Here is a 24499-nt window from a genome sequence, read left to right as displayed (position 1 = left end):
AAAACTAGCAGCCATGATGTCCCTTTGAATGAAAGGAATGGCTGTGAAGACTTTTCTCCGTAATTTCGATAAACAACGTCGTCGTTTGACGCACCAACTTGAGCCTAAACTTGCAGGTTGGTTGAATGACGACTCTCTCACTGTTCACGACCCAATGCCCCACGATCAGGTGAAACGTATTTTGATCGTGAGAAACAACAGTCGTATCGGAAATATGTACTTCCTGCTTCCGTTTGTTCATCAGGTTCTGCGCTTATACCCAAATGCGACAGTTGATCTATTGTTGAATTCGCCTTGGCAAGGTGAAGTCTTCAAGAATCTTGGCATCAATCAGATTCATTACTCCAACTTGTCATTCAAATCGCCAGATAAAGCACTTGCGACCATCCGTCTGTTAAAACGAGAGAAATATGACTTGTTGTTCGCACCAACGGCGGGCGCGTGTGACACTTTTCTTTCCGCTTTGATTCCGGCGAAGAACAAGATCGCTTTTAAGAAAGTTAAAACAGAGCAAGTATTTACTCACTCCTCGGTCGCCGATTCGCCTTTTCGTCACGGTGCCTACAAGCCACTTTCTATCCTTGAAGCGATGGGACATGAACTTGATAACACCTTAGATCATCATATTGTGTTTGATTCAAAAGAGCTTTCCTCTGGTATTCAGCAAGCACGTAAATTACGCGAAGAAGGCAAGCCAATATTTGCTTTCTTCCGTGGTGCGCGAGGCAAGAAAAAACTCAGTGATCATGCTTGGTTAACCATTCTGGCTGAATTTGAACGCAAGCAAGGACAGAGCGTTAATTGGGTGGAAGTGCTAAGCCCGGATATTCAGCAACCGCTATTAAAAGGCTCCCGAACTTTGGCGTGCAAAGATCTGCGTCAATTGGGTGCGACGTTGCGCTATCTTGATGGCTTTCTTTGTTGTGATACTGGACCATTGCATTTAGCGGATGCCGCAGGTGCAACTTGCTTTGGTTTTTATACGGAAACGTGCCCACAACGATTTGGGTTAATGGGTGAGAAATGCCATGCGATTCGATTGTTTCTTTCGGAGGAACAAGCCGAGTTCGAGCCTGTGTTAAGAATGGCGTAACGCCGGATGAAATGAAAAAGTGACAGCCAATTGTGCTGTCACTTTTTGTATGAACATGGTTTAGGGCGATTTGCCTAAGGAATCTTCACCAAAGAATCACGCGACAGGTCAGAGATGGTTTTCGCTCCTGTAAGCGTCATTGCTACGCGCATTTCCTTGTCGTAAAGGTCGAGCAAGTTCTCAACGCCGGCACCGCCTTGGGCTGCGAGAGCGTAAACAAAAGAACGACCCAGAAGCGTACAGTCTGCACCGAGTGCTAGCATACGCACTACATCCAAACCGGTACGAATACCTGAATCGACGAAAATCTTTAGGTCGCCTTTTACGGCATCAGCAATGCTTGGCAGCGCTTTTGCTGTTGAAAGGACACCATCAAGCTGGCGACCGCCGTGATTCGAGACAACGATACCGTCTGCTCCGAAGCGAACTGCGTCTTTTGCATCTTCTTCATCCAAAATACCTTTGATGACCATCGGGCCATCCCAAAAGTCTCGAATCCACTCTAGGTCTTTCCAAGAGATAGAAGGATCGAAGTTTGCGCCTAGCCAGCCAATGTAGTCTTCCAACTTGGTTGGCTCACCACGGTAAGTAGAGATATTGCCTAAGTCGTGAGGTTTACCTAATACACCGACATCCAACGCCCAACTTGGGTGACGCATGGCTTGGAATACTCGGCGTATCGCGGCATTAGGGCCACTCATACCAGAGTGCATGTCACGGTAACGAGCCCCCGGCACGGGCATATCCACGGTGAAGACCAGCGTTGTTACACCAGCGGCTTTCGCGCGCTCAAGTACGTTCTTCATAAAGCCACGGTCTTTTAGAACATACAATTGGAACCACATTGGACGTTCAATCGCAGGTGCCACCTCTTCAATTGGACAAACGGATACGGTCGACATGGTAAAAGGAATACCTTTCTTTTCTGCCGCTTTTGCTGCTTGAACCTCACCACGTCGCGCGTACATGCCGGTCAGACCAACAGGCGCTAGCGCGATTGGCATTGCCAACTTCTCGCCGAAGATTTCCGTTTCTAGGCTTAGATCGCTCATATCGCGCAGAACACGTTGACGCAATGCAACGTCACCTAGGTCATCAGTGTTGCGCTTTAGCGTGCGCTCATCGTATGAACCGCCATCAATGTAATGAAAAAGGAATGGAGGCAGCTTGGCTTTCGCGGCAGCGCGATAATCTGTAGAAGCAGAGATAATCATATTCGTGTGTCCTGGCTGTTATTCTAAGATTGCGTCCTGAGTCAATGAGCACCTGCTCTGTCAGTGTTTCACTGGCTGCCATCCTTTCGGCAGTCGACATCAGAATAGAGTATAGATAAGTGATTGAGCTGTGAGACATTCCATACACGGAACAATCAATTATCTGCACTGAAAAAGACTGGCACATCGGTCGGGGGATTGATGCAGCAAGCCACACCAAAAGTGTCGGGGTAGTAGTGCTGACCGCTGTGCCAGAGAAAGTGCAGGGCGGGGGAGACCCTGCGTAAGTGTTACTTCATTAAGGCGTCTGTAAGTTGGAATCCGTAAATCAGAATCAGACCGATGATGCCTGTGACCACCAAGTAGTAGAACGTTGGGATAACAGTCTTACGCAGCGTTGCACCTTCTCGTCCTAGCAGGCCAACCGTTGCAGAGGCTGCCACAACGTTGTGGATGGCAATCATGTTACCGGCAGCAGCGCCAACCGCTTGAAGAGCAACCACAATGGCACTTGAGATAGTCAGTGTCTGCGCTACTTCGAACTGGAACTGGCTGAACATCATGTTCGACACGGTATTAGATCCGGCGATGAATGCACCAAGGGCACCAACAGTAGCACTCAACGCCGGGAATGCTGAGCCAACGAGGTCTGCTGCAAAGTTTGCCGTGGTTACAGGCATACTTGCTAGCTCGGCGCCGTTGACACCTGAGTTAATAAAGATACGAACCATAGGGATGGTGAACACGAGAACGAAACCTGCACCGACTAGTGTCTTGCTTGATTCGCCAAACGCTTTGCCTAGTGACTTAGCGCCGCCACCTTGCAGAAGGACCGCAAGTAACGCAACGAAGACTAAGATGCCACCCGGAAGGTATAAAGGTTGAATTGCCGTGCTGATACCTGTTTCGCCAAGAATATTACCAAACGATAGGCTTACACTTTTAAGCAGACCTTTGAATTCAGGGCTTACGCGGCTTGCTACTAGGATAACTGCTAGCATCACGTAAGGTGCCCAAGCCTTGGTTAGGCTCATTGGTTTACCTGGGTTGTCATCAAGATTGATCTTTAGAGAACCTAGCCATTCTGCTGGCCACTTATCTTCGCTTTCGAAGTCCCATTTGGTTTTTGGAACGAGGAAACCTTTCTTCGCTGCAGTAACTACAATAGCCAGACCAACTAGACCACCGATTAATGACGGAAACTCAGCACCTAGGAATACGCCTGTTAGTGCGTAAGGCACGGTAAAGGCAACACCTGCGAACAGCGCGAAAGGTAGGATGTCTAGACCTTCGCTCCAGCTCTTATTCTTACCGAAGAAGCGCGTCAGCATCATCGCCATTAGCACTGGAATCATAGTGCCAACCGTTGCGTGAATCATTGCCACACTTGCTGTGATTTGCTGTAGGTACGCGTCCCATGTTGAGCCATGAGCAACCAGTGCTTCACCGATATTGTGCGTATCTAAGCCTTTGTTCACGCCGACAATGATTGGTGTGCCAACCGCACCGAAGGATACTGGCGTAGATTGGATCATCATGCCCATCAGTACTGCTGCAAGTGCGGGGAAGCCAATGGCTACCAATAGAGGAGCGGCGATAGCAGCAGGTGTACCGAAGCCTGATGCGCCTTCAATAAAGGAGCCAAAACACCAAGCAATAATGATGGCTTGTACGCGACGATCGGCTGAAATATCGGTGAATCCGTTACGGATAGTGGTGATCGCGCCGGTGTGTTTTAAAGTGTTGAGTAAGAAGATGGCACCAAACACGATCCATAGAACAGAGACAGTAATACCTAATCCTTGGAAGACAGACGCCAGTACGCGAGTAGCTGACATATCCCAAAACATTAGGGCGATAGCGACGGTTATTCCGAACGCAACGGGCATGGCTTTTTTCGCAGGCCAGTTGAGACCAACCAATAATATGGCGGCGACAACAATTGGCGAAAACGCCACAAGGGCAAGTAGGGTTTCACTCATTGGTACATCCTCGTACGCTGACTTCTCGAACGGCTTTATGCTGTAGAGATGATTTTTGTTGTAATGGTTTTGTTAATTTGGCGTGAATTTACCCCTTTATTTTTTATAGATATAGGGAAATAATGAAATTAATTTATTCCAAAAGTGACATAATCGATGCGTGCAGATGACCTAATCCTGTTCTCTCAGGTGATAGAAATGGGTAGCTTTAGTAAGGTGGCGGAAGAAAATAACCTTACAAATTCAGTAGTTAGTAAGAGGATTGCTCGGCTAGAAGAAGAAATTGGTGCTCAGCTATTATATCGAACAACACGTAAATTGACCCTGACCGAAGCGGGAAAGGTTTTGTTACACAGTGCTAAAAATGTGAAGCAAGCCACTCAAGAGGCTATGGATGCAGTTTCAGGCTTTGGTGAGAATGTTAGTGGCCATATCAAAATGTCGGTACCGACTATCTCGGGTGATTTGATTTTAGCGGACGCGGTCGCTGAGTTTTGTAATATGCACCCAGGCTTAACGGTCGACATGTCATTGGATAATCGTTTTGTGGATTTGGTGGAGTGTGGATATGACTTAGTGATTCGCACTGGTTATCTCGAAGATTCTAGCCTGATTGCGCGACATATTTTGGACTCACAATGGGTGGTTTGTGCCTCGCCCTCTTACATCGCGAAGAATGGCAAACCGATTGAGCCTATCGACCTAACCGCACACAACTGTTTGCAATACGCCTATCAAACTACCGGTGCTACCGATTGGCAGTTCAAAGGTAAACAAGGGGACTACATCGTCAAAGTGTCGGGTAGCTTTTCTACGGATAACGCTACTGCACTAAGAAAAGCTGCCCTAGGTGGGCATGGTATCGCCTACGTACCACGTTGCTTGGTTTATCACGACATTCGCAGTGGTGAGCTGGTGGATATTTTCCCTGAATTAGTCGGTAAAAAGCTGGGTATCTACGCAGTTTATCCATTTACTCGTCAACCTCCGAACAAAGTAAAACTCTTGATTGAGCACATTCGAGAGCGATACCTCACTATTTCGCATTACTTTTAATTAGTTCATAAATACAAGAAATGTTTCAATCTATTGGTTGAAATTCTATACCTGAGCCCTAAGGTAGGTATTGAGAATAAATCTCAACAAAATAATAAAACAAAACACTTAACTTCAAACGGAGTAACACGGACGTTATGCATTACCCAAAAACTCGTAAAGATTCTGTCGTCGACACTTATTTTGGTCACGATATTGCAGACCCATATCGCTGGTTAGAGGATGACCTTAGCCAAGAAACCGCAGAGTGGGTTTCAGGACAAAACTCAGTGACCTTTGATTACCTAGGTCAGATTCCTTTTCGCCAACAAATTCGCGATTTAGTTGCGAGCAGTCAGAATTACGAAAAGTACTCTCAACCTTTTGTTCATGGTGAATACACTTACTTCTACAAAAACGATGGCTTGCAGAACCAGAGCGTTTTATACCGCCAAAAGGGGGATGAAGAAGCGGAAATCTTCCTAGACCCGAATACCTTTTCAGAAGAAGGAACAACATCACTTGGTGAAGTGAAGTTCTCTAAAGATGATTCTCTTGTCGCGTATTCCATTTCTGAGGGTGGCAGTGATTGGCGCAAGATCTTCGTCATTGATGTGGAAACGAAAGAACAGCTTGAGCCTGAAATTGTCGACGCTAAGTTCACGACAATTTCTTGGCTTGGTAACAAGGGCTTTTACTATGCGAGCTATGACAAACCAAAGGGTAGTGAGCTTTCGGCTCGTACTGAGCAGCACAAGCTTTACTACCATGCGTTAGGCACGCCGCAGACAGAAGATAAAGTTGTATTTGGGGCATCGGACTCACAAAAGCACCGCTATGTATCAGGAGTGACAACCAAAGACGATTGTTTCTTGATTATCACAGGTGCGGAATCTACGTCGGGTAACAGGCTATTTTATGTGGATCTCGCTTCAGAAGAGCAAGACGTAATCACGCTTCGAGATACAACCGATGGTGATACACATCTGATTGATAACCAAGATGACACCTTAATCTTCTATACCAACCTAGATGCGCCTAACGGCAAAGTGGTTGGCTACAACACTCAAACCCAGCAATGGACAGAGATCATTGCCGAGCAGGAACAACCACTGGATATCAGCAAAGGTGGTGGCTACTTGTTTGCGACTTACATGGTTGATGTTCTCTCTAAGGTTCAGCAGTTTACTTACCAAGGCGAGTTAGTGCGTGAGGTTACTCTGCCTGATCAAGGCACCGTATATGGCTTACAGGGCAAAGCAGAAGATAAGACGCTTTACTACACCTTTACTAACTACGTGATCCCTCCAACCATTTTCTCTTTTGATGTAGAAAGCGGTGAATCTGCACTCTACCAAGAATCGAAAGCCTCGTTCGATCGTAAAGAATACGAGTCTCAGCAAGTGTTCTACACCTCGAAAGACGGGACGAAAGTGCCGATGATTATCTCGTATAAGAAAGGCACAAAGCTAGATGGTACAGCGCCAACCATGCTGTATGGCTATGGTGGTTTCAATATCAGTTTGACGCCGATGTTCTCAGGTAATGTCGCGAACTGGTTAGAACTTGGTGGTATTTACGCGGTGGCAAATATGCGTGGCGGCGGCGAATATGGTAAAGCTTGGCACAATGCGGGTACTCAGCAACAAAAGCAAAACGTGTTTGATGACTTTATTGCTGCGGCGGAATACTTGATTGAGCACGACTATACGAGCTCAGAGCGCCTTGCTATTCGTGGTGGTTCGAATGGCGGCTTGTTGGTTGGTGCGTGTATGACTCAGCGTCCAGAGCTGTTTAAAGTGGCGATACCTGCGGTTGGCGTATTAGACATGCTTCGCTACCACACCTTTACCTCTGGTGAAGGTTGGAAGTATGATTTTGGTACCTCTGAGCAAAGTGAAGCGATGTTTAAATACATCCTAGACTATTCGCCTGTGCATAATGTGAAAGAGGGCGTGGCATACCCAGCAACGCTCGTAACGACCGCGGATCATGATGACCGAGTCGTTCCCGCTCACTCATACAAATTTATCTCTGAGTTGCAAGATAAGCATCAGGGAGACAATCCGGTGCTGATTCGTATCGATGTGAATGCGGGCCATGGCGCGGGGATGCCGCTGAGCAAACAAATCGACCTGACTACCGATGTTTACGCGTTTGCATTACATAACATGGGTATCGAAACGCTCGATATTTAATACCAAGCGCAGACTCAACATAATAAAAAATGCCGCGACATCCATCGCGGCATTTTTCATGGTTGGGGGAACTCAATGTGATTGCTAGGGTGACTAAGCCTAACTTTGAACCAACCAGTCTCGGCGGCCAAACCGAATGGCAGCTATACCATTTTTCGTAGTTATGGCGAAAAATTCGCCATACTTTAATCCTAGTTTATGAATATGAAATTGTGATGAATCTAGGCTGCATCATCTTGATTTTCATTGTTTTCAAGATCAAATGAGGCATCAATCAGTTTTCTTGTGTAATCACTTTGCGGGTTGTGGAAAATTTCTTCTGCCGTTCCTTGCTCCATGACTTCACCCTTTTGCATCACCAAAACACGGTCCGACAGTGCTTTGACTACAGAGAGATCGTGGCTAATAAACAAGAAGCCGATGTTGTGTTTCTTCTGCAGATCTTTCAGAAGATCAATGACGGTCAACTGAACAGAACGGTCGAGAGCAGAGGTTGGCTCATCAAGCAAAATGAAAGAAGGCTCAAGAATTAACGCACGTGCAATCGCGATACGTTGACGCTGACCACCAGAAAACTCATGCGGGTAGCGGTTAATAGATGCTGGATCTAAGCGCACCTCTCGCAGAACATCACGTGCTTTTTGCATTCGTTCTGCTTTGCCCATTTGAGGTTGATGCACTGTGAGACCTTCAGTGATGATATCACCGACCGTCATGCGAGGAGAAAGCGAACCGTAAGGGTCTTGGAACACCATCTGTACATCTTTCTTTAACTCAAAACGCTGTTTGGCAGTAAGTAGGGAAAGATCCTGACCTTTGAATTGAATCTTGCCACTTGATGGCAACAAACCAATCAAAGCTCGTCCTAGTGTTGATTTACCGGAACCAGATTCACCAACAATACCAAGCGTTTCGCCTTGTTTTAACTCTAATGAGATGCCTTTAACTGCCTCAAAATACTCGTTCTTGCTGGCGATGAAGTGCGGCTTAACAAGGAATTTAACTCGGATATCATCGGCTTTAAGAAGTTCAGCGGCGTTTTCTTCAATCGGGTCTTTGCTGCCTTTAGGAATCGAGTTAATCAGCATCTTGGTGTAATCATGCTGTGGTTCAGAGAAGAGTGCTTCTGTGATGCCTTTTTCGACCACTTCACCTTTACACATCACCAATACTCGGTCAGCAAAGTGTTTCACTACGCCTAAGTCGTGAGTGATGAACAAAATCGCCATGCCCATCTTGGCTTGGATCTCTTTGATCAGATAAAGCACTTCTGCCTGAACGGTAACGTCTAGCGCCGTGGTTGGCTCATCGGCAATCAGAATGTCTGGCTCGTTGATTAAAGCCATGGCAATCATGATGCGTTGCAACTGACCACCAGAGAATTCGTGCGGATACTTAGTGTAAGCTTGTTGAGGATTTGGCAAATGCACCAAGTCAAACAACTCAAGCACCTTGTCTTTCGCTTGTTTCTTACTCACTGGACGATGACACATAATGGCTTCCGCCACTTGAATACCGACGCGCATGTATGGGTTTAGAGACGTCATTGGTTCTTGGAAAATCATACCAATGCGATCGCCACGGATGCTTTGCATTTGGCGTTCGGTTTTCTCTAGGATTGATTCGCCTTCAAAGACGATAGAAGCGCCATTATGCAAAATGGCATTATCTGGCAGCAACCTCATCAACGCATTGGTTGAGACAGATTTGCCTGAGCCTGATTCACCAACGATAGACAGTGTTTCTCCTGCTTGTAAGTCGAAGCTCACATTCTTTACTGCATCGACGATACCATCGTTTGTCGTAAAGCTGACAGACAGGTTTTTCACCGAAAGAATGGTTTGTGCGGACATCACGTTTCCTTGTGTATCGAGTTGTTATGTATTGCCTTACTTGCTGTTCATACAGTGAGGCTTTAATTATGCGGTACGGTTTAGTTATATAGCTGAGACGCTCCCGCTTCTGCAGAACTCATCGCTTGTAGATACAAGAACTGCTCATGAGCTCGTGTGACATGGTCTAACTCAATCATCCATTGCGCATTGCGCTGTGCAGAGCAAAATGCGGCCATGTGCGCTAACAAGTCTTCACTTTGTTTACTAAGCAATTGGCTTACACGGCCAATCAGATCATGGCTTTCGAGCTGTAAGAACTGAAATAGAGCATAGGATTGATTGAGTGCAGCGAACGCTTCTTGATGCAAGCCCAGTTTGTTTAGAATCTCTGATTGCGCGACGCTTGCATCACGCAAACCACTTATCAAACAAACGAACTGACACGGTTTGGTTTGTTCATTGTCTAGTGCGGATTGAATATGGTTAGGTAGATGATTGAGCACGTCTTCATATAGACGGTGAGCTTCAGGCCAATGTCCTTGCTCCATCAATTGCTCTGCTTTCAAATAGCGCATCCAGCATTGCTCAATATTCATGTTCATCTCCGCAAAATTCGATTTGAAGAGATATTAAATGAAAATTATTATCAATTGCAAGTGCGACTTGTTTTCATTTTGTTGCTGAGTGACTGCTCGTAAAATGTCCAAACGAACTGGTGTGGAAGATAAATCACTTAATTTTAAACAAATAATCTCTACACTGAGGTAACGACAATAAGAAAAAGGAGGCGAGTATGGCAGTACAAAGATTGGAACCTAAACAGCTGTATTCTGTAGCGGATCTAGAGAATATGCCATGTAAGTCGACCAAGGAATTGCCTCCGATTGATGAAATCGTTGGACAAGAGCGCGCTCAAAAGGCGGTCGAGTTCGCGATGTCAATCAAGGAGAAAGGGTACAACATCTACGCTATTGGTCAGAATGGTCTGGGCAAGCGCACCATGATTCTGCGCTATTTAAATCGTCATCAACATGATGAAGCGGCACTGTTTGATTGGTGCTACGTGGCGAACTTTGAAGACACACGTGTTCCCAAAGTCCTCAAGTTACCTTGCGGTATCGGTAACAAACTGAAAGCTGATATTGAAAAGTTGATGGGGAAGTTGCTGAACGCACTGCCTTTAGCATTCGATAACGAGATGTACTATAGCCGTGCCGATCGCCTAAAAAACCAATTGGCGAACAAGCAACAGCTTGAATTGGACAGCATCAGTAAAGAAGCAAAAGAAAAAGGCATTAGCTTAACGATAACGACTCAAGGTGATTACCAGTTTGTCGCGATGGATGGCGAAGAGTTGCATACCGAAGAGACGTTTGATGCTCTGAGTAAGAAAGAGCAAGAATACTTCTCCAGTAGCATTGATGAACTAGAGGTCAGCCTACGTAACATGATTCGTGAGCTGACCGAGTGGGAAGAGTCGTTCAGTGAAAAGATCAAAAAGCTCAATGATGATGTCACGCTGGATGTAATTACCCACTTCATCAAACAGTTGAAAGTGGATTATGCGGAGTACTCTGAGATCAAAACGTATCTCACTGATCTGCAAAAAGACATCGTTGAAAATGCTGATATTTTCTTGGAGCAGAGTGGAGAGCAAGGTGAGATTGCCACAGCTTCTTTAGATAAGAAGTTACCACGTCGTTACAAAGTGAATGTGTTGGTCAATCGCAGCAAGTGTGAATTTCCAATTGTGGTGGAAGAAAACCCGAACTATCACTCTCTGTTTGGCTCGATTGAAACCGCAACTTTCAAAGGCACAGTATTTACTGATTTCTCGTTAATTCGAGCGGGCAGTCTACATAAAGCCAACGGTGGCGTTCTTTTGATGGATGCACAAAAAGTACTAGAGCAGCCTTACGTCTGGGATGGTCTCAAACGAGCGTTGCGTTCACGTCAGTTAAGTTTTACCTCGTTAGAGAAAGAGGTCACGCTAACTGGTGCGGTGTCTCTCGATCCAGAACCGATCCCTCTTGATATAAAGATAATCCTGTTTGGTGATTACCGCACTTACCAGTTGCTCCAGCATTATGATCCGGAGTTTGGTGAGTTGTTTAGAGTAACAGCAGACTTTGAAGATGAGATGAAGCGTACACCTGACTCAGAACTGCAATACGCACGTTTTATTTCTAGTGTGGTGAACGACAACAACATGCTGCACTGCGATAAGAAAGCCATCGCACGCATCATCGAATACAGTTCGCGGTTGTCTGGAGACCAAACCAAGCTTTCGTTGCATTCTGCCAACATCGCTAATCTATTGCGTGAGTCTAACTACGTGGCTCGTCAGGCGAATTCCAACATGATCCGTATCGGACACGTGGAAGAGGCTTTGAGCAATCAAGAAATGCGAGTCAGCCGTTTGCAAGATAGCGTGATGGAAACCTTCGTTAATGGCACGACCTTGATTCGTACCGAAGGTTCTGCAGTTGGTCAGGTCAACGCACTGTCGGTATTGAGCACCAGTGATCACATGTTTGGCGCGCCAAACCGCATTACGGCAACCACGTGTTACGGTGATGGTGAAGTGATTGATATCGAGAGAAGTGTTGATCTTGGCGGTAGTATTCACTCGAAAGGCGTGATGATTCTGTCGGCTTACTTATCTTCTGTGTTTGGTAAGACAGCACGCGTTCCACTGACAACCACGATTACCTTTGAGCAATCGTACGGTGGTGTAGATGGTGACAGTGCAAGTATGGCTGAGTTCTGTGCAGTCGTGTCTGCGTTCTCGAAACAGCCGAACCGTCAGGACATTGCGATTACCGGTTCGATGAACCAATTCGGTGAAGCGCAGCCTATTGGTGGTGTAAACGAGAAGATAGAAGGCTTCTACGATGTGTGTGAAATCAAAGGTCGTCATGCTGGACAAGGGGTGATCATCCCGCGTTCAAACGTACATAACCTGATGCTTCGCCCTGACATTGTCAAAGCGGTAGAGAAGGGAGATTTCCATATCTGGGCTATCGACCACGTAACCGAAGCGGTTGAGCTGTTTACTGGCAAAGATGCTGGTGAAGCGACCGACGAGGGAACTTACCCTATCGACACCATCTTCGGGTTGGCACAAGCTAAGTTGAATGCGCTTAGAAAATAAGCACTCATTGGCGTAAAAGCTGATAAAAAAGCGTACAAGTTTTCATAATTTGTCATAACGACAATATCCCGTCGCAGTTGACGGGATATTGTCACTAACGTTATGAAATTGATGACTTTTCGCTCTGGACAAAAATGTGATCTACCTCTAGTATTTGCCCCCTTGTCTATTCGTCTGGGAATAATCCCATCGCAAGGAAGCCACACGCAAATACCTGAGGTCACTCATGCAGCTATCCCTGAAAAATTTGTCGGTTCGAACGCAAATTTTGGTTCCAGTTCTATTCACCGCGATCACTTTGTTTATTGCATTGTGGATCACGCAAAACAATCTAGAAGCAGAGCAAGAATTGGTTGCTTCTAACTCCGAATCGCTCGTGTTCTATAAAGACACACTGGCTCAAATTGACGACCAAGTTTACCCACTACGTATTAGCGCGGTTTACGCGATTTATGATGCGTCTCGTCGTGATGCCTTCCTTGCTGATCTTAAAGCAGGCGCGAAAGCCATTGATATGGATATCGACAAGATTGATGCGCGTGGCACTTTTGCATCAGAAGCGGAAAAAGTACGCCAAAGCATCGATACATACATCGACTATTCAACTCGTGCGGTTGAGTTCTTCAATCGTCATGATCGTGGCTTGGTCTCTGATGGCGAATACACAAACTTTATTTCTGGTTACCGTCGTGTCGGTAATGAAATGGTTGCAACGATCAATGCGCTGTCTCAACGCGTAAACCAAATTGCAACACAAGCGACAGAAGCAAGTGCTCGTGAACACGTTCGCGTACAAAACAACGCAATGATGTCAGTGATTGCTGTTTTTGCCTTCTCCTTGCTAGGCGCGTGGTTCTTGTCAGGCATGATTGTTACGCCAATCCAAAAACTACAAGAAGTGATGCGTAAACTCGCGGGTGGTGATCTGTCAGTACGTGCAGACATTGATGGTGACAACGAGATCGCTCAGCTAAGCAAAGACGTTAACCAAACAGCGAAACAGCTTCATGATACGGTTGATCAATTGATGCGTATTAGCGAAGAAGTCGCGTCTGCTTCAACTGAACTTGCGGCGGTAATGACGCAAGCTGAAGCCAATGCGCAGCAAGAACTGGCGGAAATCGAACAAGTTGCATCCGCTGTTAATGAGCTTGCAAGCACGGCAAACAACGTTAGCGATAATGCTACATCAGCAGATGCGACAGCTCGTGAAGCGGATGGTCTAGCGCAATCTGGCCTAGCGATCTTCCAAGAGAGTGCACAAGCAAGCGAGCAAATGTCTCAAGCACTTAACGATGCGGCGCAAGTGGTTCTTCGTCTGAAAGAGCAATCGGTTCAAATCAACGACGTTATTGAAGTGATTCGTGGCGTATCTGAGCAAACTAACCTTCTAGCACTGAATGCGGCGATTGAAGCAGCACGTGCAGGTGAATCTGGTCGTGGTTTTGCTGTTGTAGCAGACGAAGTTCGTATGCTGGCAGCGCGCACTCAAGATTCAACGCAAGAAATCTCTTCTATCATTGAAGAGCTTCAAGCACAGTCTGGCCTTGCCAATGACAGTATGCAGGTGAGCTTAGAAATGCTGAACCGCAACAATGAACTAACGCAGCAAGCGAATGATGCGTTGATTGGTATTACAGAATCTGTTGCCAACATCAACGATTCAAATACGCAAGTGGCAACAGCGGCAGAAGAGCAGTCTCAGGTGACTCAAGACATCAACCGCAACGTGGTAAACATGTCTGAGCTTGTGAACCAAAACGTTGCAGGCATCAGCCAAAGCGCGAGCGCAAGTACAGAGCTTTCTCACCTCGCTGAAAAGCAAAAAGAACAGTTGAGCTTCTTCAAGCTTTAATAAAAAGCGGTAAGTGATAAACATCGACTGATCGAAAAGAATCCCTGAGCGTTGGCTTGGGGATTTTTTTACCTTTAACTCAATATTGATAAAACTAACATCATATAAATCATATGTTTACATGAGATCGTGTGTGATTGATGTCACATTTATAAATCTTTTGAGCGTGTTTTTTGCGTCAAAATTTTTTTGACACACACACATTTTCCTATCTATCCGCTAACTTGATGGTTTTGCTGTATTCATATTGCCATCTCGCATGGTGTTTTCTTCTATATATCCTGTCTATTCAACTTGTTGCGCTATAAGTCGAGGCTGCTACTATGCCGTCCGTTTTCTCGTTGGTACAGAAATGTCCTGTTTTCTGGTGAGGAAACAACTAAAAACAAAGATATGGAAAATTAAAATGAAATTGAAAACATTAGCTGTAGCTGTAGCAGTGGCACTGTTAGCATCTGGATCTCAAGTTGTCGCTTCAGAACTATACAACCAAGACGGTACTTCACTAAACATGGGCGGCCGTGCTGAAGCGCGTCTTTCTATGATGGATGGCAAAGCAGAAGATGCTTCTCGTATCCGTCTTAACTTCCTAGGCAAACAGGAAATCAACGACAGCCTATACGGTGTTGGTTTTTGGGAAGGTGAATTCGAAACTTCTGAAAAAGGCGCTGTCGATGAGAGCAGTGATCTTGAAACTCGCTACGCTTACGCAGGTCTTGGTGGCAAGTACGGTGAAATCACTTACGGTAAAAACGATGGTGCACTAGGTGTAATCACTGATTTTACAGATATCATGGCTTACCACGGCAATACTGCAGCATACAAACTAGCAGTGGCTGATCGTACAGACAACATGGTTTCTTACGCTGGTCAGTTCGAGCAACTAGCATTGCGTGCAAGCTACCGTTTTGCTGACCGTACTGAAGAAGCGAATGGCTTTGGTGATAACGATGAAGATGGCTTCTCTCTATCAGCAATCTACGCATTTGCTGACACTGGTTTCGAAGTTGGTGCTGGCTACGCAGATCAGAACGAAGGTGACGAGTTCATGCTAGCGGCTGCTTACACTGTTGGTAACTTCTACGTTTCTGGTCTTTACACTGGTGGTGATAACCTAGATCAAGATGCTAATGTGGCTCCTGCTTCTGGTGATGTTGACTACAAAGGTTATGAACTAGCAGTAGCTTACACAATGGGCCAAACAGTGTTCACTTCTACGTACAACAAAGCAGAGCAAGATAACGACGACAGCGTCGATAACCTAGCGGTTGACGTAACTTACTACTTCAAGCCTAACTTCCGTGGCTACGCGTCATACAACTTCGACCTAATGGACAGCAAAGGTACTGAAGAGAAAGACGAGCTAGCACTAGGCCTACGCTACGATTTCTAAGTCGAATATGACTGAAAATATACTGCCTTATTTTTAGTTGTTTAGAACCCCTTGCCAGATGGTAAGGGGTTTTTCCATTGTAACGTTAAAATTCAGAACAAAAGCTTTGCGTTAGCCTTTCAGCTTTAGCTTGGTGCCATCAAATTTTAGGTGGCTTAATAAGTTCTTAGCGTTTGCTTTGCCAAAGTCATCAAATTCCACGCCGTAACGCGCGTAATGCACCGATTTTTGCAGATTACAAATTTTCCCTTTTAATGGTGCAAGCAGACGTCCATTTCCTGGCATGGTGATATCTAACGTAATCTGATCTCCGACTTGAAGTGTTCGACTCATTGGTGAAGTTACAAAACGGCAACCACTCTTTGATAGGTCGCGTATTTCACACTCAGCTCGGTACTGTTCAAACTGAAGTCGAGAACGTAAATTTACTTCGTAACGCACTTCTTTTCTTAGTTGATACACTTGCATGGTATTTGGCAAACTCAGCACCAGTAACGGGTATGGATCACCCAAGCGGTGCTGTAATTGTGCTCGGAAAGGGATAACCGCACCTTCGCCGCGATGCGAATACGCTTTTACGTTAATCCAAAAACCTTCTTGGAAATAGAACTTCAAATCTTCATCTGAAATGTTTGGAATTTCTATCAACGCGGTATTATTTGAATGGCAACCCATGAAGGTGCTCGTGGTGATGAACTTCGTTCCAACAGGTGTCGTCACGTTCAATGTGACTTCACTGCCGTGTTCCACCATTGCCATTGCATCGGTGCTATTTAATGTGCTTGCCTGACGTTCTGGGGCGTTTTTGTTCTGTAGAGACGCTCGACTGTCCGTGGCGCTCGCCATCATATTTCTCATTCTTATTGTCGTACCTGATTCGAGAAGGTGTTCCGCGCTATGATAATTAGTAGGAATTGACTAGATTATTGCGTTGATATCATTCTATGCAGTCATATAGATTGATTCAATAAAACAGAGGCCAAAAGTGGGAGGTAGATAATGCAGAAAGTGACACATGACACAACAAACCAGATTTTCTGGGTCGATTTAGACCAAGACCATAAAGCGAAAGTGGCTTATAAACTCGAGAATGGGGAGATGCATATTACTTCGACGCTTATTCCGGAAGAAGCTCGCGGCAAAGGTTATGGAAGCGTCATGATGGCGTCGGTTCTACCTGAGATTGAAGCGCTTGGTTACACTATTGTGCCCATTTGCCCATACGTGATTAAATACATGGCAACACACCCAGAATGGTCGCATTTACTCGCTTGATGGAATCAATGAATAACCCACATTATCAAAGCATCGGAGATGAACTGGAACTTGGTTTGCTTCAAGGTGTCGATGTGATCCAGTCTTTATGGGGCGGATACGGAGAGTTGGTCAGACTGACCTTTTCGCAGCGCTCCATTATTGTAAAGCATGTTCAATTACCAAAACCGTCTGAGCATCCGCGAGGCTGGAATACCGACCGCTCCCATAAACGTAAGCTGCATTCTTACCAAGTTGAAGTGAGTTGGTATCAATACTTCAGTCAAACAGTTGATGAGCGTTGCCGTATTCCTCAAGGGCTTAAATGCTTTCAGAATGAAACGGAATGGTTGATCGTGATGGAAGATCTTACTCTGGCGGGGTACCCAAACGTAATGAAAAGTGCAGGAAAAGCCCAACTAAAAGCGTGTTTAGAATGGCTTGCTAACTTTCATGCGCGATACATTGGCGTTCATCATGATGCTTTATGGAAAACGGGAACGTATTGGCACTTAGATACTCGACCTGATGAATTGGCAGTCCTTCAAGATGCTCGGTTGAAAAAGAGGGCAGGGTTAATCGACCAAACTCTAAAACAAGCGCGATTTCAAACCTTGATTCATGGCGATGCGAAGCTAGCAAACTTCTGCTTCAATTCGCAAAACTCGGCGGTTGCCGCGGTCGATTTTCAATACGTCGGTCATGGTTGCGCGATGAAAGATGTCGCGCTATTTATGAGCAGTGCTGTCGATCCTGATAAATGTGCTGAAATGGAACCTTGGGTGCTTGATACCTATTTTGTTGCGTTAAATACAGCACTGAAACATTATCAAACCGAGTTAGAACCATCTGAGGTCGAACAAGAGTGGCGACCTTTATTTGCCGTGGCTTGGGCGGATTTCCAACGCTTTGTAAAAGGGTGGAGTCCAGATCATTGGAAGATTAACCCTTATACCGAAGCGCTCACCAAACGTGTCCTGGACTCTTTGGGGTAGAAACTGCGAAGAAAGCAAAATCGACCCGAAGGTAGATATACCCAAGTATCTCGAGGTTACTTGGGTATATAAAGGCAGTTTTTAGGTCAATAGACGTTAGTTTTTCGGTTTATTGATACGGGCTAGGCTGTAAGTATTAATAAACTCACCGTCTCTAAAAGAGGCATCGACCAATTCACCTTCTATTTCAAAACCGTGTTTCTTGTATAAGCCAATGGCAGCTTCGTTATCGGTGTTTACTTCGATTTGAATACGTCGAACATTGAGCCAGTTGTCGGCGAGATCCGTTACGGTGCTGATCAACGCGTTGCCGACTCCTAAACCGTGAAACTCATCGTGCACACCGATTCCAAACGAGGCCGTGTGTGATGTTCTTGGGCGTTGGGAGTGATGAAAGCCAATGTTTCCGACCACCTTACCATCGATTTCTGCGACATAACTGTAAACACCTGTGGGCATGTTGGATAGTCGGTCGACCCACATCGCGAGAGATGGCTTAGGGAGTTGCAGGGTTTCACGTTGTGCTTTCGGTTGTGAATAGATTTCGACTAGTGCAGCAGCGTCTTCAACAGTGGTTGGACGTACGATGATTTCCATGCTTCTCTCCTTTGGTTTATTGGAATTAATTTCAATCTAACCAGAGAAATGCGGTTTGAATAGTATTTTTTTAGCTTTAGGTGCCAAACTACTTTTAATTGAGTATGTTACGTATTTCTAATTTTAAGTTTTCATAGTGGATTATCATTGAAAATACCAATGAGAGTGATTTTGTGTTGAATTTTTATACTGAGTAACTCTCATTTTATGGAGAATAATGGTGAACTTTGAAATAACGAAATAAAGCCATTTTCACTAAAGTGTGAAGTCGGTATCTGCAACGAGTTGATTTTAATCAAGAGACACTTGAGTTACCTCTTATGGGGTATGGGGAGCACGCCTTTTTAGCGCTATTTATGCTTAACTTATTTAAGAGCAATTAGAGCGTGTTTGAGGAAAATAATAATGAAATCCTCTCAGTCAAAAGTCTCGCAAAGTCGACGTCGATTTTTGCGTGACACTGCCCGCACCGCCGCTGGTGTGGGTGCGGCAGCGTGTGTTCTTGGTTTGCAGTCTTTGCAGAGCCAAGCACGCGAAACTAAAGGTGTGCCTATTCGTCCGCCTGGCGCTTTGCCAGAAGGTGATTTTGAGTCTGCCTGTATTCGTTGTGGGCTGTGTGTTCAGGCGTGCCCTTATGACACTTTGAAGCTTGCGAGTCTGCTATCCCCAGTTGCAACTGGTTCACCGTACTTCACTGCGCGCGATATTCCTTGCGAAATGTGTGAAGACATCCCTTGTGTCGTGGCTTGTCCTAGCGGTGCGTTGGATCATGATCTTACCGATATAGACGATGCGAGAATGGGGACGGCTGTGCTGATCGACCACGAGACCTGTCTGAACTGGCAAGGTTTGCGTTGCGACGTTTGTTACCGTGTCTGCCCGCTAATTGATGAAGCGATAACGCTGGAGAACATTCGTAATGATAGAACGGGCTATCACGCGAAACTGATCCCGACCGTCAATTCTGATGTGTGTACGGGTTGTGGCAAATGCGAACAAGCTTGTGTGCTTGATGTGGCTGCGATCAAAGTGGTGCCAACGGATCTAGCGAAAGGTAAGGTTGGTAGCCACTACAATTTTGGCTGGCAAGAAATCGACAAGCCGCTTGAAAATGTCTTACCAGCAGATAATCCAGTGCCAAGTGGTGCGCTTGAGTCGCTCAAAGGAGGTCAATAATGGCCAAGAACTTAGCGCAAGATGCTGGCAAAGAAGCCATCGAAAAACTGGGCTGGTGGCGTGCGCATCGTTTTCTCATTCTACGTCGATTATGCCAACTGACCATCATTGTTCTGTTTATGGCAGGGCCAACATGGGGCATTCTGCAAGGCAATTTGTCTTCCAGTATGCTGCTTAATACGGTGCCATTAAGCGATCCTCTGATTGTATTACAGTCTCTCGCCACAGGTCATATTCCAGAGTTTAACGCTTTCCTAGGCGTAGCGATTGTGTTGGTGTTTTACGCGATTCTTGCTCCGCGCGCTTTTTGTGCTTGGGTATGCCCACTCAATATCGTGACGGATTTTGCTGCGTGGCTGCGCAGAAAACTCAATCTCAAAGCGAGTTATCGTTGGTCGCCAAATATTCGCTATTGGTTAATTCCTGCATTGATGCTTGGCAGCGCGATTTCGGGCTCAGTGCTTTGGACTTGGTTAGACCCAGTGGCGGCATTGCATCGAGGCATAGTGTTTGGCATGGGAGCAGGTTGGGTACTTATTTTGCTGGTGTTTGTTCTCGATTTATTGCTCGTAGAACATGGTTGGTGCGGACACTTGTGTCCACTGGGAGCAACGTACAGCGTGATTGGTAGCAAGAGTTTAATGCGAGTCACTGCCGTGCGCCGAGAAGACTGTACTAAGTGCATGGATTGTTTTTATGTTTGCCCCGAGCCGGAGATTTTGCGTCAACCGTTAAAAGAAGGCGACCGTCGCGTGATGGATCAAACTTGCATGAGTTGCGGGCGTTGTTTAGATGTTTGTCCTGAAAAGGTGTTTGAGTTCCAGAATCGACTGAATGTGAAGAACATTGAGTAACAAAACAAAGAGTAAGAGAGCAAAGAGCGAGTTTAGCTAGTAGGCAGTCTAGTTTTGTTTAATTTTTCGATGCCATCAAAATATTATTGAGCTTAATTAAGATTCATCACTGTTATAGAAATAGCGTATTCCTTTTTAATAACCACCCTTGTATCTGGGTGGTTTTTTTTGACTGTTATGACGTGAATGAAAGACTCTATTGTTATGAAAAGCCTCTTAGTTCCTCTTGTTTTACTTAGCACTGGTTGTGTAAACCAAGCTCAACCCACTGGACGTGAAGTCGACATCATCGTTGTTGCTCCGATGGAGTCTCAAGTCAGAGTCACTTATCAAGAGCACAATCTATTGAATACCGTTTACCTTAGTGGTGAAGCATGCCGCTTTGATATTGGGCCTACGACCATTAAAGGCGAGGGGGCTTCGGTTGAGCTAAAACCAAATGGCCAGTGTCGATAAACACTGGCCATTTTAGAAAGGAATGGAAGGTGGCGCTTAGTCCGACTTTTCGTCTTTGATAAGGCCTTTTCTTTCTAGTCGCTTCTTGGGGTTAACGCGATGGTCGACGCCTAGCGCTTCTTTCGTGGTATCCGCGATCGTCTCGTCAAGCGTACAACGGTTACCTACTACCTTTGTTACACCGTTAGCCAGCTTCTTAGGGCTACATTTCGGGTCGATAGGGCCAGCGTTTGCGACCACAGGAAGCAGTGACAATAACATCACTGAAAATGCGTATTTCATCTCATGAATCCTAATCTCTCAATTCGGTGCTTAATTTAGCATCGGTACTAAAAAGGATTAAGGCATTCCCAAGATTGTTCATCATTCAGATGACTATAGACGTTTAGATAGGAACAGAAAGTTGAAAGCCCTCTCTCTTCCGTGAGAAAAGGGCTTTCGATGAGGCTTTACCTCATTATCAATAGGCGTGCGGTCTGCTTGTTTAATGGAGCAGGTAGTCCATGCTGACTAGCTGACGCCAAAGCATCGAACTGCCGACCACAACCCACAAAATGGTCTTCGCGATTTTAGCGTTTCGCATGGGTATTCTCGATTATCAAAGATGAAATATTGATTGAGCCGTTTATTGGCTGATGTTCAGATGATATCTCAATGAATACTAGCCGAAGTTATCACCTTTAAAAGATATAGGTCTGGAATGCCTACACACTGCATTTTTTGAAAAAAAAAGCCCACCCTAGGAGTGGGTGGGAAAGGCTTATGTGGAGTCACAAACTGCTACTAGCTGGAGTCGGGACAATAAGTAGCAAATCGAGTTCAACAATATCGTGTTGGTTACGGTTGCAAAAGGCATCTTGAATAAAGGGTATTTTAACGATGCTCACCACGAAGGCATTTCACTTGTTCATGGGGTATTTATGATATTGGGTTGTACCCAACATGACGAATTGAAGGTGATTTTTACCAATATTATCAGCGTCTTATTTGTAAGGGTGGGTTGGGTTAACACCAAGTTTTGATACTGACTTGTCGCTGACAAAGTGATACCGCTCCAAATCATTTATGCAGCGGTTTTTCATCGAGGCATCAGTATGTCTTAAGCTGAGTGAAAAAGGTTATTGCTCACTTTGTTGTGCGGCTTTCAAGCGGTTCTTTTCAATATTAATGATGCCTGGATTACCGACACGCACTATTTGGAGTAGATGCTTAATCCACATAGGAAGCGAAGGGGAAAGACGATAATGGATCCATAAGCCATGGCGTGTATCTTTTAAGAATGTCGTGTCTCGTAGCAATGCTAAGTGACGAGAGACTTTTGGCTGGCTTTCGTTCAAAGCGTTTTTGAGATCGGTGACGGTTAAGTCTTGTTCATCTTCTAGCAGCATCAATATTTTGAGTCGCAACGGATCGCTCATCAGTTTAAAGAAACTACTTGGATCCACTTGTGTACGGTTTTCTTCACTGTTTACTAGTAGAAATAGACTGATGCGCTCGATCAATTCTTTGGCCGTATTTTGGAACGGTTCTGTGCCTTCGAGTGGTTTTGGATCGACTAGGTTCCAATGTAATTGGTCGATGTTTTGTTCGAAGATCACGCATTCATCTTTGGCGTTATCGCACAATGTAACCACAAAGTCATAAGACTTGTTCGCAACGTCGGCATAATCCTTCGAATGCAGTGACTCGCCAGAGATTGAATGTGCATCTAATACTTCAAACACCCTTGGGTCTACTTCGTTAGGGTGAACACCTGCACTATCAGCATGAAAGAGCGTGCCCGCCATATGGTTAAATATCGCTTCAGCAAGTTGAGATCGTGCGGAATTACCAGTGCAAAGAAACAGGACTTGTTTTTTCATAATATCGAGACAAAAAGTGTGGCTGATGCCGAAAAGAAAGACGAATGGCAATAGTATAACTCTGCACGCGTTCAACAAGAAGCTCACAACCTTTTATCTCCAGGCATAAGCTTCAATTGTTGCCGACGAAAACGGGTTTGTTTCAAAGGAAGAGGATGTAAAAAAATGTTTAAAAATAGCAAGATCGCAATCTTGGTAGTGAGTGTTTTTAATGGAATTTGTCGCTAAGTTTAGGATAATGTTATGAAAGTTGGTAAGTGAACAACTTATAAGGATATTGCGATTTTGTTACATTTAGCGGTATGATGGCGGCTTCATATTCTAAGGACTCATCATGAATACGCCACATAAAAGCTGGAGAACGCCACAGAACTTTCTTCTGCTGATTTCCATTATTGTTCCTATTGCCTTCTCCACTTGGATGGCGCTACTGAACAACTTCGTTATCGAAAAAGCCAACTTTGATGGAGCAGATATCGGCTTACTGCAAAGTGTGCGTGAGATTCCCGGTTTTCTTGCTTTCACTGTTGTCTTTGTTTTGCTGTTTATCCGCGAGCAACGTTTTATGTTGGTCTCGCTCGCCATGCTGACACTGGGCACGGCAATCACAGGTTACTTCCCATCTTTGTTTGGACTTCTTTTTACAACCTTGTTGATGTCGACTGGTTTTCATTACTTTGAAACGTTAAAGCAATCCCTTTCTTTGCAATGGCTAACCAAAGAAGAAGCACCAGAAATGTTAGGCAAGTTTATATCGGTTGGTGCACTAGCGTCTTTGATTACTTATGGTGCGATTTGGATTCTGCTTGAGCAGCTCAAATTAGAATTCAAAACGGTTTACTTGCTGGCGGGCGGTATCGGTTTTGTATTGATTCTGGTGATGGCGTTTGCGTTCCCTGAATTCAAAACGGAAGTTCCACAAAACAAAAAGTTGGTGCTGCGTAAGCGTTACTGGCTTTATTATGCATTGACCTTTATGAGTGGTGCTCGCCGTCAAATCTTCACGGTCTTCGCTGGTTTCTTGATGGTGGAGAAGTTTGGCTATTCGGCTGCGGACATCACACTGCTTTTCTTAATCAACTACTTGTTCAACTTCCTGTTTGCTAAACGTATTGGTCGCTTTATCGGAGCCGTTGGTGAGCGCAAAGCATTGATGTTTGAATATGTGGGACTGATTTTTGTCTTCGTTGGTTACGGTTTAGTGCAAACTGCGGAGTGGGCGGCAGCATTGTACGTGATTGACCATTTGTTCTTTGCGCTGGCACTCGCAATCAAAACTTACTTCCAGAAGATAGCCGATCCGGCGGACATGGCATCAACGGCTGGTGTGGCGTTTACCATCAACCACATTGCAGCGGTCGTGATTCCGGTAACCTTTGGTGTGATTTGGTTGGTTTCGCCTTCAAGCGTGTTTTACATTGGTGCCGCTATGGCCGCAGTGAGCTTGTTACTGTCCTTAAATATCCCAGCTAAGCCGGGAGAGGGTAACGAAACACGTGTGTTGAGATGGAACTAAGTTAGTACTTACTACTCAATAACTTAACGC

The 24499-nt window shown here is 45.2% G+C and carries 20 protein-coding genes; 12 read left to right on the top strand and 8 right to left on the bottom strand.

Annotated elements, in window-relative coordinates; all coding sequences use genetic code 11:
- Positions 1-37: 37 nt before the first annotated feature.
- Positions 38-1093, top strand: a complete 1056-nt coding sequence (locus tag C1S73_RS26550; RefSeq protein ID WP_038868448.1) for a glycosyltransferase family 9 protein — start codon at positions 38-40, stop codon at positions 1091-1093.
- A 74-nt stretch (positions 1094-1167) separates the two neighbouring features.
- Here C1S73_RS26550 and lldD read toward each other — a convergent pair whose 3' ends face one another.
- Together lldD and C1S73_RS26540 are read right to left on the bottom strand one after the other, a co-directional pair.
- Entirely contained in the window at positions 1168-2307 is a 1140-nt protein-coding gene (gene lldD / locus C1S73_RS26545) for an FMN-dependent L-lactate dehydrogenase LldD (RefSeq protein WP_038868449.1), read from the bottom strand.
- Positions 2308-2597: 290 nt separating this feature from the next.
- Positions 2598-4289: an L-lactate permease gene (locus C1S73_RS26540; protein ID WP_038868450.1), complete on the bottom strand. Its 1692-nt coding sequence runs from the start codon at positions 4287-4289 to the stop codon at positions 2598-2600.
- A gap of 156 nt (positions 4290-4445) precedes the next feature.
- On the opposite strand from C1S73_RS26540, the gene C1S73_RS26535 reads away from it, so the two are divergent.
- A complete protein-coding gene (locus tag C1S73_RS26535) occupies positions 4446-5345 on the top strand; it encodes a LysR family transcriptional regulator (protein WP_038868452.1) in 900 nt (299 codons plus the stop codon).
- A 137-nt stretch (positions 5346-5482) separates the two neighbouring features.
- Entirely contained in the window at positions 5483-7522 is a 2040-nt protein-coding gene (locus C1S73_RS26530; RefSeq protein ID WP_038868453.1) for a prolyl oligopeptidase family serine peptidase, read from the top strand.
- Between the two features lie 221 nt (positions 7523-7743).
- Here C1S73_RS26530 and C1S73_RS26525 read toward each other — a convergent pair whose 3' ends face one another.
- Positions 7744-9375 (bottom strand): ABC transporter ATP-binding protein, encoded by a 1632-nt coding sequence (locus C1S73_RS26525; RefSeq protein WP_038868454.1) that lies wholly within the window; start codon positions 9373-9375, stop codon positions 7744-7746.
- 80 nt (positions 9376-9455) lie between these two features.
- A complete protein-coding gene (locus C1S73_RS26520) occupies positions 9456-9953 on the bottom strand; it encodes a hypothetical protein (RefSeq protein WP_038868455.1) in 498 nt (165 codons plus the stop codon).
- A 197-nt stretch (positions 9954-10150) separates the two neighbouring features.
- Between C1S73_RS26520 and C1S73_RS26515 the strand changes: the two genes are divergently transcribed.
- From C1S73_RS26515 to C1S73_RS26505, 3 genes are all read left to right on the top strand, one after another.
- Positions 10151-12511, top strand: a complete 2361-nt coding sequence (locus tag C1S73_RS26515) for a Lon protease family protein (protein ID WP_038868456.1) — start codon at positions 10151-10153, stop codon at positions 12509-12511.
- Between the two features lie 226 nt (positions 12512-12737).
- On the top strand, positions 12738-14366 hold the full coding sequence (locus C1S73_RS26510; protein WP_038868457.1) for a methyl-accepting chemotaxis protein: 1629 nt from the start codon (positions 12738-12740) through the stop codon (positions 14364-14366).
- A gap of 406 nt (positions 14367-14772) precedes the next feature.
- Positions 14773-15759, top strand: a complete 987-nt coding sequence (locus C1S73_RS26505) for a porin (protein ID WP_038868458.1) — start codon at positions 14773-14775, stop codon at positions 15757-15759.
- 111 nt (positions 15760-15870) lie between these two features.
- Here C1S73_RS26505 and C1S73_RS26500 read toward each other — a convergent pair whose 3' ends face one another.
- Positions 15871-16608 carry a flagellar brake protein gene (locus C1S73_RS26500; protein WP_227740533.1) on the bottom strand — a complete coding sequence of 246 codons (738 nt, stop codon included), beginning with the start codon at positions 16606-16608 and terminating at the stop codon, positions 15871-15873.
- A gap of 150 nt (positions 16609-16758) precedes the next feature.
- On the opposite strand from C1S73_RS26500, the gene C1S73_RS26495 reads away from it, so the two are divergent.
- Positions 16759-17034: a GNAT family N-acetyltransferase gene (locus C1S73_RS26495; RefSeq protein WP_038868460.1), complete on the top strand. Its 276-nt coding sequence runs from the start codon at positions 16759-16761 to the stop codon at positions 17032-17034.
- The gene (locus C1S73_RS26490) at positions 17034-18008 is read left to right on the top strand and encodes a phosphotransferase (RefSeq protein WP_038868462.1); all 975 of its coding nucleotides are present in this window, start codon (positions 17034-17036) and stop codon (positions 18006-18008) included. Before C1S73_RS26495 ends, C1S73_RS26490 begins: the two co-directional genes overlap by 1 nt.
- A 96-nt stretch (positions 18009-18104) precedes the next feature.
- Here the strand turns inward: C1S73_RS26490 and C1S73_RS26485 are convergent, their stop codons facing one another.
- Complete coding sequence (locus C1S73_RS26485; RefSeq protein ID WP_038868463.1) at positions 18105-18605, bottom strand: GNAT family N-acetyltransferase; 501 nt, start codon at positions 18603-18605, stop codon at positions 18105-18107.
- A 405-nt stretch (positions 18606-19010) separates the two neighbouring features.
- Between C1S73_RS26485 and napG the strand changes: the two genes are divergently transcribed.
- The 3 genes from napG to C1S73_RS26470 all read left to right on the top strand — a co-directional run bounded on the left by napG (position 19011) and on the right by C1S73_RS26470 (position 21091).
- Entirely contained in the window at positions 19011-19781 is a 771-nt protein-coding gene (gene napG / locus C1S73_RS26480; RefSeq protein WP_005439014.1) for a ferredoxin-type protein NapG, read from the top strand.
- A complete protein-coding gene (napH, locus tag C1S73_RS26475; protein WP_038868464.1) occupies positions 19781-20635 on the top strand; it encodes a quinol dehydrogenase ferredoxin subunit NapH in 855 nt (284 codons plus the stop codon). Before napG ends, napH begins: the two co-directional genes overlap by 1 nt.
- Positions 20636-20839: 204 nt before the next feature.
- A complete protein-coding gene (locus tag C1S73_RS26470; protein WP_038868494.1) occupies positions 20840-21091 on the top strand; it encodes a hypothetical protein in 252 nt (83 codons plus the stop codon).
- A 36-nt stretch (positions 21092-21127) separates the two neighbouring features.
- Here C1S73_RS26470 and C1S73_RS26465 read toward each other — a convergent pair whose 3' ends face one another.
- Together C1S73_RS26465 and C1S73_RS26460 are read right to left on the bottom strand one after the other, a co-directional pair.
- Positions 21128-21373 (bottom strand): hypothetical protein, encoded by a 246-nt coding sequence (locus C1S73_RS26465; protein WP_005439002.1) that lies wholly within the window; start codon positions 21371-21373, stop codon positions 21128-21130.
- An 836-nt stretch (positions 21374-22209) separates the two neighbouring features.
- Positions 22210-22956 carry a metalloregulator ArsR/SmtB family transcription factor gene (locus C1S73_RS26460; protein ID WP_038868495.1) on the bottom strand — a complete coding sequence of 249 codons (747 nt, stop codon included), beginning with the start codon at positions 22954-22956 and terminating at the stop codon, positions 22210-22212.
- Positions 22957-23287: 331 nt separating this feature from the next.
- On the opposite strand from C1S73_RS26460, the gene C1S73_RS26455 reads away from it, so the two are divergent.
- Positions 23288-24469: an MFS transporter gene (locus C1S73_RS26455; RefSeq protein ID WP_038868465.1), complete on the top strand. Its 1182-nt coding sequence runs from the start codon at positions 23288-23290 to the stop codon at positions 24467-24469.
- Positions 24470-24499: the final 30 nt, after the last annotated feature.

It is taken from the genome of Vibrio jasicida 090810c (assembly GCF_002887615.1).
In the GTDB taxonomy this organism is placed as follows: Bacteria; Pseudomonadota; Gammaproteobacteria; order Enterobacterales; family Vibrionaceae; genus Vibrio; species Vibrio jasicida.
The sequence above is the reverse complement of the archived record's forward strand: the minus strand, read 5'-3'. Positions and strand labels throughout refer to the sequence as shown.